We start from the raw sequence: 13,928 nt of genomic DNA on the forward strand, positions 1-13,928 counted from the left end.
CCCGTTTCCACCCTCTATGCGCGTAGAGTTACTCAGGACTCCTGCGTACGCACCGGCCGGAAGGAATTCCAGGACATGGACGCCATCTCCGTCATCCGCACCAAGCGGGACCGAGGCGAGCTGACCCCCGAGCAGATCGACTGGGTCATCGACGCGTACACCCGCGGTGAGGTCGCCGACGAGCAGATGTCCGCACTGGCCATGGCGATCCTGCTGAACGGCATGAACCGCACGGAGATCGCCCGCTGGACCGCCGCCATGATCGCCTCCGGCGAGCGCATGGACTTCGCGTCGCTCTCCCGCCCCACCACCGACAAGCACTCCACCGGAGGCGTCGGCGACAAGATCACCCTGCCGCTCGCCCCGCTGGTCGCCGCCTGCGGCGCCGCCGTGCCGCAGCTCAGCGGCCGGGGCCTCGGCCACACCGGCGGCACGCTCGACAAGCTGGAGTCCATCCCCGGCTGGCGCGCCCACCTCTCCAACGAGGAGATGCTGAACGTCCTGGACACCACCGGCGCGGTGATCTGCGCCGCCGGTGACGGGCTCGCCCCCGCCGACAAGAAGCTGTACGCGCTCCGCGATGTCACCGGCACCGTCGAGGCCATCCCGCTGATCGCCAGCTCGATCATGTCCAAGAAGATCGCCGAGGGCACCGGCGCGCTCGTCCTGGACGTCAAGGTCGGCTCCGGCGCCTTCATGAAGACCATCGAGGACGCCCGCGAACTGGCCTCCACCATGGTCGCCCTGGGCACCGACAGCTCAGTGCGCACGGTCGCCCTGCTCACCGACATGGCCACCCCGCTCGGCCTGACCGCGGGCAACGCCCTGGAGGTCCGCGAATCGGTCGAGGTACTGGCCGGCGGCGGCCCCAAGGACGTCGTCGACCTCACCCTCGCCCTGGCCCGCGAAATGCTGGACGCGGCCGGGCTCAAGGACGCCGACCCGGAGAAGGCCCTCGCCGACGGCTCCGCGATGGACGTCTGGCGCCGGATGATCTCCGCCCAGGGCGGCGACCCCGACGCCACGCTCCCGGTCGCCCGCGAGCAGCACGTCGTCACGGCCCCCTCCACCGGCGTACTTACCCGCCTGGACGCCTACGACATCGGCGTCGCCGCCTGGCGCCTCGGCGCGGGCCGGGCCCGCAAGGAGGACCCGGTCCAGGCCGGCGCGGGCGTCGAACTGCACGCCAAGCCGGGCGACACGGTGACGGCAGGCCAGCCCCTGCTGACGCTGCACACCGACACCCCCGAGAAGTTCGACTACGCCCTGAAGGCCCTGCCCGACGCCTACGACATCGCCCCGTCCGGCACGACGTTCACCGCCACACCGGTGGTGCGGGAACGTATCGCCTGACCTGCGGTTTCCTCGTACGGGTGAACGGGACCGGTGGACCACCGCCGGTCCCGTTCGGCGTGCTGGACTCGGTGACGTTCCGACAGGAGGAGACCGCCATGAGCGCACCCGCCGTCGAGCCCGTGCCGGGCGACGGTCAGGAATGGGACGACCTCGTCCGGATCTGGGAGGAGACGGACGCCCCCGAGGGCTGCAAGGTGCAGATCATCGAGGGGATCGTCACCGTGGAGCCACCGCCGTCCAAGGACCACAACACGACCGCGGAACTGCTGCAGCGCAGGCTCTACGGCGTCATTCCGGAGGACTGGGGAATCTACCAGCGGCTCGCTGTGTCCGTGCCGGGACGGGGCGGGATCTACGTCCCCGATCTCGTCGTCGTGCCCCGTGCGGTGGCGACCGGACCAGGCAACCGCATCCCGGCCGAGGAGGCCCGGCTCGTCGTGGAGATCACCTCGCAGGCCAACGCCAACCACGACCGCATCGGCAAGGTGCACGGATACGCGAAGGCAGGTGTCGAGCTGTTCCTGCTGCTCGACCCGTGGCACTCGGGCCGCCCCACCGCCACGCTGTACGGGGAGCCCGACGGCGGCGCCTACCGCGTGCTGGACACGGTCGAGTACGGGGAGAAGCTGACGCTGCCCGAGCCGTTCGGGCTGGTCCTGGACACCGGGGTGTTTCCGGTCAGCTGAGAGACGACGCGCGCCGGTCCCGTCGGCGTGCGAACGGCCCGTCGGGGCGGAGGAATCCTCCCCGACGGGCCGCTCTCATGCGGTCGGTGCGCCTACCGGCTCACCGACGTGCCGTTCACTTGCCGAAGTACGCGTTGTAGATCGACACCGACGACTTGTTGCCCTGCTTGTCCGTGACGTTCGCCCGGTAGGAGATGGACTTCCCCTTGGCCGGGTTCTTCACGGAGAGCTTGCCCGCCTTGACCGTGGACTTCTTCCAGGTCTTGCCGGCGTCGTAACTGACGTACACCGTAAGCGACTTGAGGTTCTTTCCGGCGGCGGCGCCCTGCACCGTCACGGGTACGGAAGCGGTCCGGCCGGCCGTGACCCTGCTGTCGAGGGTGACGTTGGGCGTGAACCGAACCGTGGAGACCGGGAGCATGGTCGGGGCGGTCGTGCGCTTGGAGCGGAAGGTCCAGCTCGCGTCGATCCGGGTGGAGACCGCGGAGACCTTGGTGCTGCGCCGCATCGAGGTCGTCAGCCGGTAGTCGGCGGCGGCGGACGGTACGGCGAAGGGGGCCAGGCCGGTCAGCGGGTCGCCGTTCCGGGCGAGCTTCTTGCCGTTGCGGTACAGGACGGTGCTGGCCGAACTGTACGTCGAATCACCGACGTTGCCGCGTCCGTCGGCCACCATCGGCAGCATGCCGACGAGGTTGTCGCCGTCGCGCAGAATGCCGTACTCGGAGCTGACCGCCGGGCCGAACACCGCGGTGTTGACCTTCTTCGTGTAGGACTTGCCGGCCTTCAGGGACTGCGGGGCGCCGAGGGAGTACTGCGCCTCGGTCACCGGGTAGCCGTCCTCGTCGACCGGGCCGTCCTGGCTGAAGTCGAAGCTCCACCGCGCCTTGTCGGCGGTGGAGACATAGGCGGTGGCGGTGCCGGGGACCTTGTGCAGGGACCAGGCGGCCCAGCCGCCGTCCATGCCGGGCAGCGTGCCCGACGCGGCGATCTCACCGGTCTTGCCCTTGGCGGGCGAGCCGAGGGAGAGGCCGACCTTGGCCAGCTGGCCGGTGGTGTACTTGCGCTCGAAGCCGGTGGCCGCCCCGGTCACCGGACCGCCGGCCACGATGTCGTACCGGGTCGAGGTCCCCTTGAGCCAGCTGCCGATCCAGTTCTGGCTGAGCGAGCCGTCGGTGACCTTCGGGCCGAAGTGCGCGGTGCGGAAGTTCTTGTACGTGTCGAGGAGCCAGCCGTACCCGTAGGCGTTGTCCTTGGACGCGTACTGGAGCTCGGTCGTCGCCATCAGGGGCTTGGCGCCGGTGGCGGGCACGGTGATGTTCACCGGCTTCGCCTTGCGCGCGTCGAACGTCAGGCTGACGTTCTTGTTGATGTCCAGCTTCGGCTGGGACAGCCAGTCCGTGCCCTTGGTGTAGTCCTCGGGGTCGACGGTGACGCCGGTGTTCAGCGTGTAACCGCCCGCGGGGACGCGGACCTTCGCCGTGCCGTCGGTGCTCGTCGGCGAGAGCCACTGGCCGACCGCCGAGCCCGTGAGCCCGAAGAGGTTGGAATCGACGAACTCGGCCGGCTTGCCGTCCCGTCCGATGGTCTTGACGGTGAGGTCGTACGACTCGATCTCGCGATCGACCGCGGCCGCCGTACGGACACTCTGGCCGCCGCCGGTCCCGACGACGTACGCGGAGTAGATCCCGTCGTCCTTGCCGCCGAGCTTGGTGTTCACGGTCAGCGGCACTTCCGCGGTGCCGCCCGCCGGGACGGTCACCTTGTCGGCGCCGAGGGTGAAGAAGCCGGCCGGGGCGGGCTTGCCCTTCGGGCCGGTCGCGGTGACCGCGAGGTCGAGGGTGACGTCGCTGCTGCCGAGGTTGCGGTACGTCACCTTCTTGGTGACCGGGGTGTCGTCGGTGTGCGGCCACTGCTGCAGCCCGAAGCCCACCGAGACCGGCTCGGCGACGACGGTCTGCTCGATCGCCCGGTCCACCGCGATCCGGCCCGTGCCCTGCTCGAACGGCGTGTACGCGCCCGGCTTCGTCGAAGCGGCCAGCACGCCCTTGAGCTCGGCGTACTTCCACTCGGGGTGCTGCTGCTTGAGGAGCGCCGCGGCGCCCGCGACGTGCGGGGTCGCCATCGACGTACCGGAGATCGTCAGGTAGCCCGGCGGGTTCTGGCCGACCTCCTGATCGATGGCGGAGCCGGGGGCGGCCGCCGCCGTGATGTCCACGCCGGGGGCGGTGACATCGGGCTTGATCGCGCTGTCGCCGATGCGCGGTCCACGGCTGGAGAAATCGGCCAGCTCGTCCTTGTCGTCGACGGCGCCGACGGTCAGCGCGGCGTCCGCGCTGCCGGGGGAGCCGACGGTGCCGGAGCCGGGGCCATCGTTGCCCGCCGCGATGGCGAACAGGGTGCCCTTGTCGGCCGACAGCTTGTTGACCGCCGCTTCGAGCGGGTCCACCTCGGGGGTGTCACTGCCGCCGAGGCTCAGGTTGATGATGTCGGCGCCCTGTGCGACCGCCCACTCCATGCCGGCCAGGATGCCGGAGTCGTCGCCGAAGCCGTCGTCGTCGAGCACCTTGCCTTCCAGCAGCTTGGCGTCCGGGGCCACGCCCTTGAACTTGCCGCCCGACTTGGCGCCGGTGCCGGCCGCGATCGACGAGACATGGGTGCCGTGGCCGACCCGGTCCTTGGCGTCGGGTGAGGAGGTGAAGTTCTTCGTGTCGAGGATCTGGCCCTGGAGGTCCGGGTGGGTGGCGTCCACACCGGTGTCCAGGACGGCGATCTTGACGCCCTTGCCCGTGTAGCCGGCCTTCCAGGCGGCCGGGGTGCCGATCTGCGGGACGCTCTTGTCCAGGCTCGCCCGGCGTACGCCGTCCAGCCAGACCCGGTCGATCCCGGCGGCGGTGGTGCGCTGGGCACCGTGCGCCGCCTTGCTGGTGAGCGCCTGCCAGATGTCCCGGGCGTCGCGCTGCGGGGTGATCACCGACTCGGCGTTCAGCGTCTTCAGGGTCCGGGCGACCCGGGTGGAACCGGCCTCGCGGACCTCGGCCTTCGCGGCGGCGGCCTTCGCGCCCCGGTAGGAGACGATCAGCTTCAGGCCCGACTTCTGGGCCCGGCGGTTCTCCGCGCGGTTCAGCTCGGTGACGTCGAACAGCCGGCGGTCCAGCTTCCCGGAGCTGATCAGGCGGTGCGCGTCGGCGGGGACGAGCAGGGTGTGCCCGTCGATTATCTGCCGCTGCACGGGTATGTGCTCGCGCCCCTCGGCGGCCCGGAAACCCATGACCCGGCCCTTGGCGTCCACCGTGACGACATCGCCGGTGATCAGCGTCAGCCGGTTCTGGGCCGGGGGCCACTGGGTCCTGGCCCCCGTGCCGGACGGCTGGGCGGCGTCGGGCTGTGCGACGGCCGGGCTGGTCATCCCGGCCGCGAGTGCCACGGCGGCTGCCGCGGCGATGGTCGAAACACACGCGTTTCTCACGTGTTTGCGCAACTCTCCCCCTGGAGAATCGGGCGGCCCGCGAGGGGGCCGCTGGTCAGTCGGCGCGACGGGGACGCCGCACCGGCCGGTTCACGTACCTAGAGGGGGAATTGATCAAACGGGTTCACAGGAAGCCCATAAATAAACGGAGTTGACGGAAGATCACCGGTCGGAGGCCGTCGGAGGCCGTCGGAGGCCGTCGGAGGTGATCGGAGGCGGACGAGGGGCGATGCGGGCCCCGCCTGGCCGCGCACGGCGTCCCGGGCCGCGGCGTCCGCCGGGAAACACGTATCCGGGCAGCGATGAGTTTCGGCCGCCGGGCCGGTCTCCCTGATGTGGAAGCCATGACCCCGATCGTTCTCGTCGTCACCGGCCGCGTCACCAGGGACGTCGTGCCGGGACTCTGCGCCGAGCTGGAGGCGCTGCTGTACGGCCCCGACGGCGCCGCCCGTGATCCGGGCGCCGGGGTGGACTGCGACGTGGGCGGGGTCGTACGCGCGGATCTGGCCCTGGTCGAGGCAATAGCCCGGCTGGGGCTCGTCGCACGCCGGGCGGGGGGCCGAAGGCTGCGGCTGCGCAATGTGCCGCCCGAGCTGCAGAGTCTGCTGGACCTGGTCGGGCTGGCCGATGTGGTGGACCTGGAGTGCGCGACGGGGCCGGGGGAGGGTGGGGGTTGAACGGTACGGGCCGCCCGCCCCGCCCCCGCCCCGTTCAGTCCGTGATCCTGGCCTCGTCGCAGACCACCACCCGGAACTGGGCGGTCCCGCCGTCGACCGGGGCCGCCGACGCCTTGAGGAGCGGGGCCGCGGTGGCGGTGGGGCGCCGGGACGCGGCGCTGATGAGGTCGTCGCAGTCGGACTCGGGCTGCGGCCCCGGCTCACCGCCGGGCCCGGGGGTCCGGGCCGCCCCGGGCGCCGGACCGCCGGTGGCGGACGGCTCGCCCAGCCACTGGGTCACCCCCCAGCCACCGGCCGCCAGCACCACCCAGCCGGCCACCAGCCCGTTGCGTATGCCGCGCTTCATGTCCGGCCTCACACCGCCGCGTCGTCGTCGAGATGGTCCGGCAGTCCGAAGAGCGGGAACCAGCGCGGCGTGTCCAGGAAGCAGTGCATCCCGGTGATGGCCCCGTCCGAGATGTCGATGACCTGCACCGCCCACGGCACGAACCCGGGCCCGTCCGGATTCGGCTTGTAGTGCGCGAACGCGGGGGTGCCGTTCGCCGACGTCGCCACCAGGCGGGAGCCGGCACAGCCCGCGCCCATGGAGAGCATGAAGCCGGTGATGTCGTCGTGCCCCTGGAGCCAGAGGTCGAACGGCGGCATGGTCATCACGGCGTCCTCATGGAGCAGCGCCGTCAGCGCAGCCATGTCGTAGCCCTCGAAGGCCGCCACGTACCGCTCAAGGAGCTTGCGCTGCTCCTCGTCGAGCGGATTCGCGGCGTCGGCGGGCCTGCCCTCGTGTTCGGTGAGGGTGGCCCGTGCCCGCTGGAGGGCGCTGTTGACCGAGGCGACCGTGGTGTCGAGCAGCTCGGCGACCTCGCTCGCCTTCCAGGCCAGCACCTCGCGCAGGATCAGCACGGCACGCTGCTTGGGCGGCAGATGCTGGAGCGCGGCGACGAACGCCAGGCGCACCGACTCCCGCGCCACGGCGGCCTCCGCCGGGTCGGCCACCGTCGGCAGGATGCGGCCGTCCGGCATCGGCTCCAGCCAGGTGTTCTCCGGCAGGGGGTTGAGCGCCGCCTGGGCGAGCGGGGTCGGGCCCGTCAGATCGACCGGACGGGCCCGCCTGTTGCCCGCGTTCAGCATGTCCAGGCAGACGTTGGTGGCGATGCGGTACAGCCAGGACCGCAGCGAGGAACGCCCCTCGAACTTGTCGAAGTTGCGCCAGGCACGCACCAGCGTGTCCTGTACCGCGTCCTCCGCCTCGAAGGCCGAGCCGAGCATCCGGTAGCAGTAACCGGTCAGCTCGACCCGGTGTCCCTCCAGACGGCTGTCCACGTCCGCCGTCGCTGTCAGATCACTCATCGCTCCACCCCTGTTGCGCTGTGACACCGCTCACCCGGCACTTCGGAAGCTACCGCAGGCCACTGACAGCGGGGGTGTGAAGTACCGAAGCCGCCCTGTTTCAGTCACGTTCCGGGCTTGCGTCCGTACACGTATACGTCGTCGCCGTTCTTCAGCAGTTTCCAGTACGACTTGGCGTCGGCGGTACGCATGTTGACGCAGCCGTGCGACCCCGGCGGGTTCCACATCTTCACGCCGACCGCGTGGAACGCCTGCCCCCCGTCGAAGAACTGGGAGTACGGCATCGACACGTGGTAGATCGACGAGACGTGGTCGATGTGGCGCCAGTAGATCTTCTTCGACCCGGTGCGGGTCTCGTACCCGTTGCGCCCGGTCCGCACCGGCACGGGGCCGAACTTCAGCTTGCTGCCGTCCTGGATCCAGCTCAGCTGCCGGGTCAGGTCCACGCACGCGATGCGCCCCTTGTTGGTGGGGCACTTCTTGTCCTTGTTCGGATTCTTGCCGGCCGCCTTCTGGGCGGTGAGCGTCTTCATCGTGCGCCAGGTGACCGGACCCGCGTACCCGATGGTGGGGGTGACCCCGTAGGTGCTCTGGAACGACCTGATCGCCTTGCAGTCGGCCGCCGACTGCTTGCCGTCGACCGGACGCTTCAGGTACTTCTCGACCTGCTTCTGGTACGGCCCGGTGGACGTCGTGCAGGACGCCGCCTGCGCCGACCCGCCGGTGGCCAGCACCAGCGCCGGTACCGCGGTCATTCCCGCGACCGACAGCGCGAGCCCGCGCCGCAGCCGGACTCCCCGTATGTTCCCCGCGACTCCCATGTACGCCAACTCCCCTTCGCGCGCCGTGAGGTGATCCTGCCTTCTAGACGCGCGTCGGGGAGTGGATGGTTGTGCGCCGTATGTCTCAGTTCTGCACGGAGGCCATGCCCCGGTGCGGTACGGACGCCACCGGCACCGTCCGGCGCCGCTCGGCGCGGGCGGCCCGCGTCCCGTACAGGGTGATCGAGACGACGCCGAGGACCGCGAGCAGTCCCAGCGAGACGGTCCCGGCCCAGCCCCCGGCGTGGAAGGCGACCGCGCCGAGCGTGCCGCCCGCGCTGGAGCCCAGGTAGTACGCGGACTGGTAGAGCGCCGACGCCTGGGCGCGGCCCTTCGTCGCGGTCCGGCTCACGGACGAGGAGGCGACCGCGTGACCGGCGAAGAAGCCCGCCGTGATCAGGACCAGGCCGAGGAGCACGGCGGCCAGCTGGTCGGCGAGCGAGAGCAGCAGACCGGCGGCCGTGGTGGAGACGGCCAGGTACAGCGCGCCCCGGCGGCCGAGCCGGGCGACCAGCTTGCCGGCCGCGGCGGAGGAGACCGTACCGACGAGGTAGACCAGGAAGATCGAGCCGACGACGCCCTGCGGGAGGTTGAACGGCGCCTCCACCAGGCGGTAGCCGATCACCGTGTAGACCGCGCCGAACACCGTCATGAACAGCGCGCCGATCGCGTACAGCCGGCGCAGCAGCGGATCGGCGAGGTGTCCGCCGACGGTCTTCGCGAGGGCCTTCGGGTTCAGCGTCCCGGGGGTGAAGTTCCGGGCCCGGGGGATCATGAAGTGGAAGACCACCGCGCAGACCACGGCCAGCAGGCCGACCGCGCCGAGCGCCGCGCGCCAGCCCCAGAGCTGGGCGATCCAGCCGGTGAGGATGCGGCCGCTCATGCCGCCGATGCTGTTGCCGGCCACGAACAGTCCGATCGCGGCGACCAGTGCCTTCGGCCGCACCTCCTCGGCCAGGTACGCCATCGCGGAGGCGGGCAGTCCGGCCAGTGCCGCGCCCTGGACGGCGCGCAGCGCGATCAGCCAGCCCAGCGAGGGGGCGAAGGGGACGAGCAGCCCGACCAGTACGGCGACCGTCAGCGAGGCGGTCATCATCTGCCGCCGTCCGAACCGCTCGGAGAGCGCGCTCATCGGCAGTACGCACAGTGCCAGTGCGCCGGTCGCCGCGGAGACCGTCCAGCTGGCCTGTCCGGCCGTGGCGCCGAAGGAGGCGGAGACGGCGGGCAGCAGGGCCTGCGTGGAGTAGAGGAGTGCGAAGGTCGCGACACCTGCGGCGAAGAGCGCGAAGCTCATCCGGCGGTAGCCGGGGCGGCCCGGTTCGAGACGGTCCGTCGCGGCGGAGTCGGTGGTGGCGACACGGGCGGCGACGGGGGACGGCTGGGGCGAGGCGGCCACGGTGAGGGTGGACGCCCCGGTACTGGCAGGAGGCATGCTTCGAAAGTAGGCTCTCCGGTTTCATGCGTCCAATGCACGAAGTGGCGATAATCAATCCCATGGCGCATGAACGCAGCTCACAGCCCCGGCTGTCACCGAGTAGTTACGAAGAAGACATTCGCGCAGTGCTCGCGCCGCGACTGGCCCACTTCGAGGCGGTGGCCCGCCACGAGCACGTCACGCGCGCCGCGCAGGAGCTCGGCGTCCCGCAGTCGACGCTGTCGCGGGCGATGGTCAGGCTCGAACAGGACCTGGGAGTCGCCCTGTTCGCCCGCAAGGGCCGTACCGTCTCGCTCACCCCGGCGGGCCGCACCTTCCTCGGCTCCGCGGAGCGGGCCCTCGCCGAGGTCGAGAAGGCCGCCGACTCGGTACGGGCCGACGCCGACCCGGCCACCGGCAAGGTCGCCTTCGGCTTCCTCCACACCATGGGCTCGGAGACCGTCCCCGCCCTCCTGCGCGCCTTCCGCGCCGACCACCCCCGGGTCCGCTTCCAGCTCGTGCAGAACTACGGCGAGGCGATGATCGAGCGCCTCCGCGCGGGCGGCCTCGACCTCTGCCTCACCTCACCCGTCCCGGACGCCCCCGACCTGGTCGCCCGCCGCCTGGACGAACAGCGGCTGCGCCTCGTCGTCCCCGAGGACCACCGCCTCGCCACCCGCCGCCGCATCCGCCTCGCGGAGGCCGCCGACGAGAAGTTCGTCACCCTCGAACCGGGTTACGGCCTGCGGCGGATCACCGACGACCTGTGCGCCGAGGCGGGCTTCACGCCCCGGGTCGCCTTCGAGGGCGAGGAGGCGGAGACCCTGCGCGGCCTGGTCGCGGCCGGGCTCGGCGTGGCCCTGCTGCCGCCGCCCGCGGTGGCCCGCCCCGGCGTCGTCGAACTGACCGTCACGGCCCCCAGGGCGGCCCGCGAGATCGGCGTCGCCTGGCTGGACGGCCACCCGGACACCCCGCCGGTCGCCGCCTTCAAACGCTTCCTGCTCTCGCGCCGGGGGCACCTGCTGCCGGACTGACCCGGACCGGCCTGGTCCCACCCGGACGCCCCGGAGCCGTGCCATGATCGATTTCGGCCGGTACGGAGCGCCTGACCTGCGCATCCCGTGCCGTCCGGTTCCTGAGCATCCAAACGAGGGAGAGCACATGAAGCGCGTCATGCGCGGCCTGACGGGCGCCGCCGCCACCGCGGTCCTCGCGGGCGGCCTGATCGTCGCCCTGCCGGGCGCGGCGAGCGCCAACGACTACGGCTACACGTGCAAGAACTGGAAGACCGGCAGCTCCGCCTGGACCGCCTCCTGCGCCGTGACGCGCGGCAAGGCCCGCACGGTGACGGAGTGCTCCAACAGGACGATCTACGGCGCCTGGGTCGGCAAGGGCCACTGGAAGTTCGGCGGCGACTGCGGCAAGTACGCGCTGCGGGCCTACGACGTCCAGTGGAAGAAGGCCTGACCTTCTTTCGCCCCGGCTCCCGCTGCGGTCCCCGCAGGCCGCGGCGGGAACCGCGCCCTGTCGGCCCTCGCCCGGAGACGGCGGGCGCCTCGCGAGCCTGCCGCACCGCGCCCCGGAGGAGGCGGACACCCCGCGCGCCCACCTGCCGGCCTGTCAACTTCCATAGCCCCGCAGCGACTTCCCGAACCCGGCCGCCAGCGGCATCCGCAGCCCCAGCGGCGGTGGCGCGGCCAGCGCGTCCGCGACCGGCCGTGCGTACGCCCGGCCGAACAGCGAACCGCACACGAAGTCAGCGGCCAGGGCCGTCACTTCGGCCCGGTGCTGGCGCAGTCCGTGGCCGTCCGAGTGGACCTCGAAGCGGCAGGTGTCACGGTTGGCCTTCTTGGCCCGCTCGGCCAGGCGGAAGGACAGCTCGGGGTCGGTACGGGCGTCGTTGGTGCCGTGGACGAGCAGCACCTGGCGGCCGAGCAGGTGCTTCACCGGCTCCGCCCCGTCCGCCCCGTCCTCGGGCAGCCAGGGGGCCATCGCCAGCACGGAGTCGACCGCCGCGTGGCCGCCCGCCCGGAGTGCGGCCCGGCCGCCCATGCCGTGGCCGGCCAGGCAGACCGGGACGTCGCCGTAGCGCCGTACGACCTCGTCCACCGCCCACTCGGCGTCCGCCGCGAGTTGCGCGTCCGTGGCGTTCCAGCCCCGGCAGCGATAGCGCACGACATGCGCGGCGAGCCCGTCGTCCTGCCCGGCGCGGGCCAGGGCGCGGGCCAGCGGCAGCTGGAGTGCGTAGGAGACAGGGGAGGGGCGGCGGTGCGAATCGGCCTCGCCGTCCGGGAGCAGCAGAACAACGCCGCTGACCGCGGTTGGAGCTCCGGCCGTCCTGACGGCCCGTCCCAGCCTTGCGTCGGGCAGGGGGAGTGCGCGCTGTGCCATGACAGAACAGTGTCAGAAGGACAGGTGTACTCCACCCGTATTCGCGGTCACTGTTACGCATCGGCAAGCGACAATCTACGCGCGTAGGCGCTAGAGTGCGCAAATGATGAGCCCGACCCTTCATGTGCCCGGCCAGGATCAGATCCGGCGTGCACCCAAGGTGCTTCTGCACGACCATCTCGACGGCGGCCTGCGCCCGGGGACGATCGTCGACCTCGCCCTCGCGAGCGGATACGAGGGACTTCCCGAGACCGAGCCCGACAAGCTCGGCATCTGGTTCCGGGAGGCGGCCGACTCCGGTTCGCTGGAGCGCTATCTGGAGACGTTCGCCCACACCTGCGCCGTCATGCAGACCCGCGAGGCGCTGGTCCGGGTGGCCGCCGAATGCGCCGAGGACCTGGCCGCGGACGGCGTGGTCTACGCCGAGGTGCGGTACGCCCCCGAGCAGCACCTGGAGGCCGGACTGACCCTCGAAGAGGTCGTCGAGGCGGTCAACGAGGGCTTCCGCGAGGGCGAGCAGCGCGCCCGCCGGGACGGGCACCGCATCCGCGTGGGCGCCCTCCTCACCGCGATGCGGCACGCCGCGCGCTCCCTGGAGATCGCCGAACTCGCCAACCGCTACCGCGACCAGGGCGTCGCCGGCTTCGACATCGCGGGCGCGGAGGCGGGCTTCCCGCCCACCAGGCACCTCGACGCGTTCGAGTACCTCAAGCGCGAGAACAACCACTTCACCATCCACGCGGGCGAGGCCTTCGGTCTGCCGTCGATCTGGCAGGCGCTCCAGTGGTGCGGTGCGGACCGGCTCGGGCACGGGGTCCGCATCATCGACGACATCGAGGTCACCGAGGACGGCGGTGTGAAGCTCGGCCGCCTCGCCTCCTACGTACGGGACAAGCGCATCCCGCTGGAGCTGTGCCCGACCTCGAACCTCCAGACCGGCGCAGCCGCCTCGTACGCCGAGCACCCCATCGGGCTGCTGCGGAAGCTGCATTTCCGGGCCACCGTGAACACGGACAACCGGCTGATGAGCGGTACGAGCATGAGCCACGAATTCGAGAAGCTGACCGAGACCTTCGGATACACGCTCGACGACATGCAGTGGTTCACCGTCAATGCGATGAAGTCGGCATTCATTCCTTTTGATGAGCGTCTGGCGATGATCAACGATGTGATCAAGCCCGGATACGCCGAGCTGAAGTCCGAATGGCTCTTCGAGCAGACCGCTGCGACCAGCGTTTCTTCCGCTTCTGCGGGCTGATCGACGTCATCGCGGAGAAGGGCCGGGACGCCGAACTCCCGGCCTTTCCCGGTGTGTCGGCATGTTTGCGGGAAGGGCAGTGGGCTGGCTACTTTTCGGAGCCCCCCACATTCCTATCCCCAAGGATGAATTTCACATGAAGCAGTCTGCTGTCAGGACTCTCGGCGTCGCCGCTCTCGGCGCCGCCTTCGCCGCCGCCGCTGCGGGCACCGCCTCCGCCGCCGTGCTGCCGACCGACGCCGCGGGCACCGCTCTGCCGGTCGCGAGCGCGGCGCTGGGAACGGCGACCCAGAGCCTGCCGGTGCAGGAGACGGCCACCAAGCTGCTCGGCACCGACCAGCAGAAGCTCGTCGGAGAGGTCACCACCCCGGCCAAGGGCCTGCTCGGCGGCATGCCCGCGGGCGGCCTGCGGACCGGCGGCCTGTCGGCCAACGGTCTCCCGCTCGGCGGCTGATCCCCGCACACACGCCCGTGGGGCGGACACCCGGACCGGGTGTCCGCCCCACGGGCGT

13 protein-coding genes are annotated in these 13,928 nt (G+C 71.2%); 7 read left to right on the forward strand and 6 right to left on the reverse strand.

Annotated features, from left to right (window positions below; translation table 11 throughout):
• The first annotated feature begins 75 nt into the window (after positions 1-75).
• Both ACFYY7_RS32410 and ACFYY7_RS32415 read left to right on the forward strand, forming a co-directional pair.
• The gene (locus ACFYY7_RS32410; protein WP_388667410.1) at positions 76-1,353 is read left to right on the forward strand and encodes a thymidine phosphorylase; all 1,278 of its coding nucleotides are present in this window, start codon (positions 76-78) and stop codon (positions 1,351-1,353) included.
• A 98-nt stretch (positions 1,354-1,451) separates the two neighbouring features.
• Complete coding sequence (locus tag ACFYY7_RS32415; protein WP_388667411.1) at positions 1,452-2,042, forward strand: Uma2 family endonuclease; 591 nt, start codon at positions 1,452-1,454, stop codon at positions 2,040-2,042.
• Between the two features lie 115 nt (positions 2,043-2,157).
• Here the strand turns inward: ACFYY7_RS32415 and ACFYY7_RS32420 are convergent, their stop codons facing one another.
• A complete protein-coding gene (locus tag ACFYY7_RS32420) occupies positions 2,158-5,448 on the reverse strand; it encodes a S8 family serine peptidase (protein WP_388667468.1) in 3,291 nt (1,096 codons plus the stop codon).
• A gap of 362 nt (positions 5,449-5,810) precedes the next feature.
• Between ACFYY7_RS32420 and ACFYY7_RS32425 the strand changes: the two genes are divergently transcribed.
• Positions 5,811-6,185, forward strand: a complete 375-nt coding sequence (locus ACFYY7_RS32425; RefSeq protein WP_388667412.1) for an STAS domain-containing protein — start codon at positions 5,811-5,813, stop codon at positions 6,183-6,185.
• Between the two features lie 34 nt (positions 6,186-6,219).
• Here ACFYY7_RS32425 and ACFYY7_RS32430 read toward each other — a convergent pair whose 3' ends face one another.
• From ACFYY7_RS32430 to ACFYY7_RS32445, 4 genes are all read right to left on the reverse strand, one after another.
• Positions 6,220-6,531 carry a hypothetical protein gene (locus ACFYY7_RS32430; RefSeq protein ID WP_388667413.1) on the reverse strand — a complete coding sequence of 104 codons (312 nt, stop codon included), beginning with the start codon at positions 6,529-6,531 and terminating at the stop codon, positions 6,220-6,222.
• An 8-nt stretch (positions 6,532-6,539) separates the two neighbouring features.
• The gene (locus ACFYY7_RS32435; protein ID WP_388667414.1) at positions 6,540-7,532 is read right to left on the reverse strand and encodes a sigma-70 family RNA polymerase sigma factor; all 993 of its coding nucleotides are present in this window, start codon (positions 7,530-7,532) and stop codon (positions 6,540-6,542) included.
• A 104-nt stretch (positions 7,533-7,636) separates the two neighbouring features.
• Positions 7,637-8,353, reverse strand: a complete 717-nt coding sequence (locus ACFYY7_RS32440) for a L,D-transpeptidase family protein (RefSeq protein ID WP_388667415.1) — start codon at positions 8,351-8,353, stop codon at positions 7,637-7,639.
• Between the two features lie 85 nt (positions 8,354-8,438).
• Positions 8,439-9,785 carry an MFS transporter gene (locus tag ACFYY7_RS32445; protein WP_388667416.1) on the reverse strand — a complete coding sequence of 449 codons (1,347 nt, stop codon included), beginning with the start codon at positions 9,783-9,785 and terminating at the stop codon, positions 8,439-8,441.
• Positions 9,786-9,847: 62 nt separating this feature from the next.
• On the opposite strand from ACFYY7_RS32445, the gene ACFYY7_RS32450 reads away from it, so the two are divergent.
• Together ACFYY7_RS32450 and ACFYY7_RS32455 are read left to right on the forward strand one after the other, a co-directional pair.
• On the forward strand, positions 9,848-10,801 hold the full coding sequence (locus tag ACFYY7_RS32450; protein ID WP_124716787.1) for a LysR family transcriptional regulator: 954 nt from the start codon (positions 9,848-9,850) through the stop codon (positions 10,799-10,801).
• A 127-nt stretch (positions 10,802-10,928) separates the two neighbouring features.
• Positions 10,929-11,234 carry a hypothetical protein gene (locus ACFYY7_RS32455; protein WP_388667417.1) on the forward strand — a complete coding sequence of 102 codons (306 nt, stop codon included), beginning with the start codon at positions 10,929-10,931 and terminating at the stop codon, positions 11,232-11,234.
• Positions 11,235-11,387: 153 nt separating this feature from the next.
• On the opposite strand, the gene ACFYY7_RS32460 is transcribed toward ACFYY7_RS32455, so the two are convergent.
• Positions 11,388-12,158: an alpha/beta hydrolase gene (locus ACFYY7_RS32460; RefSeq protein ID WP_388667418.1), complete on the reverse strand. Its 771-nt coding sequence runs from the start codon at positions 12,156-12,158 to the stop codon at positions 11,388-11,390.
• 103 nt (positions 12,159-12,261) lie between these two features.
• Between ACFYY7_RS32460 and ACFYY7_RS32465 the strand changes: the two genes are divergently transcribed.
• Together ACFYY7_RS32465 and ACFYY7_RS32470 are read left to right on the forward strand one after the other, a co-directional pair.
• Positions 12,262-13,416, forward strand: a complete 1,155-nt coding sequence (locus ACFYY7_RS32465; protein WP_388667419.1) for an adenosine deaminase — start codon at positions 12,262-12,264, stop codon at positions 13,414-13,416.
• Between the two features lie 136 nt (positions 13,417-13,552).
• Complete coding sequence (locus ACFYY7_RS32470) at positions 13,553-13,870, forward strand: hypothetical protein (RefSeq protein WP_358948383.1); 318 nt, start codon at positions 13,553-13,555, stop codon at positions 13,868-13,870.
• The last annotated feature ends 58 nt before the right edge of the window (positions 13,871-13,928 follow it).

Source organism: Streptomyces sp. NPDC001933 (genome assembly GCF_042890955.1).
In the GTDB taxonomy this organism is placed as follows: domain Bacteria; phylum Actinomycetota; class Actinomycetes; order Streptomycetales; family Streptomycetaceae; genus Streptomyces.

Coding starts and splice junctions, on each gene's coding strand:
- ACFYY7_RS32460 (WP_388667418.1), bottom strand. CDS start 12,158: ATGGCACAGCGCGCACTCCCCCTGCCCGACGCAAGGCTGGGACGGGCC.
- ACFYY7_RS32435 (WP_388667414.1), bottom strand. CDS start 7,532: ATGAGTGATCTGACAGCGACGGCGGACGTGGACAGCCGTCTGGAGGGA.
- ACFYY7_RS32465 (WP_388667419.1), top strand. CDS start 12,262: ATGATGAGCCCGACCCTTCATGTGCCCGGCCAGGATCAGATCCGGCGT.
- ACFYY7_RS32440 (WP_388667415.1), bottom strand. CDS start 8,353: ATGGGAGTCGCGGGGAACATACGGGGAGTCCGGCTGCGGCGCGGGCTC.
- ACFYY7_RS32445 (WP_388667416.1), bottom strand. CDS start 9,785: ATGCCTCCTGCCAGTACCGGGGCGTCCACCCTCACCGTGGCCGCCTCG.
- ACFYY7_RS32430 (WP_388667413.1), bottom strand. CDS start 6,531: ATGAAGCGCGGCATACGCAACGGGCTGGTGGCCGGCTGGGTGGTGCTG.
- ACFYY7_RS32450 (WP_124716787.1), top strand. CDS start 9,848: ATGGCGCATGAACGCAGCTCACAGCCCCGGCTGTCACCGAGTAGTTAC.
- ACFYY7_RS32410 (WP_388667410.1), top strand. CDS start 76: ATGGACGCCATCTCCGTCATCCGCACCAAGCGGGACCGAGGCGAGCTG.
- ACFYY7_RS32420 (WP_388667468.1), bottom strand. CDS start 5,448: ATGACCAGCCCGGCCGTCGCACAGCCCGACGCCGCCCAGCCGTCCGGC.
- ACFYY7_RS32425 (WP_388667412.1), top strand. CDS start 5,811: ATGAGTTTCGGCCGCCGGGCCGGTCTCCCTGATGTGGAAGCCATGACC.
- ACFYY7_RS32415 (WP_388667411.1), top strand. CDS start 1,452: ATGAGCGCACCCGCCGTCGAGCCCGTGCCGGGCGACGGTCAGGAATGG.
- ACFYY7_RS32470 (WP_358948383.1), top strand. CDS start 13,553: ATGAAGCAGTCTGCTGTCAGGACTCTCGGCGTCGCCGCTCTCGGCGCC.
- ACFYY7_RS32455 (WP_388667417.1), top strand. CDS start 10,929: ATGAAGCGCGTCATGCGCGGCCTGACGGGCGCCGCCGCCACCGCGGTC.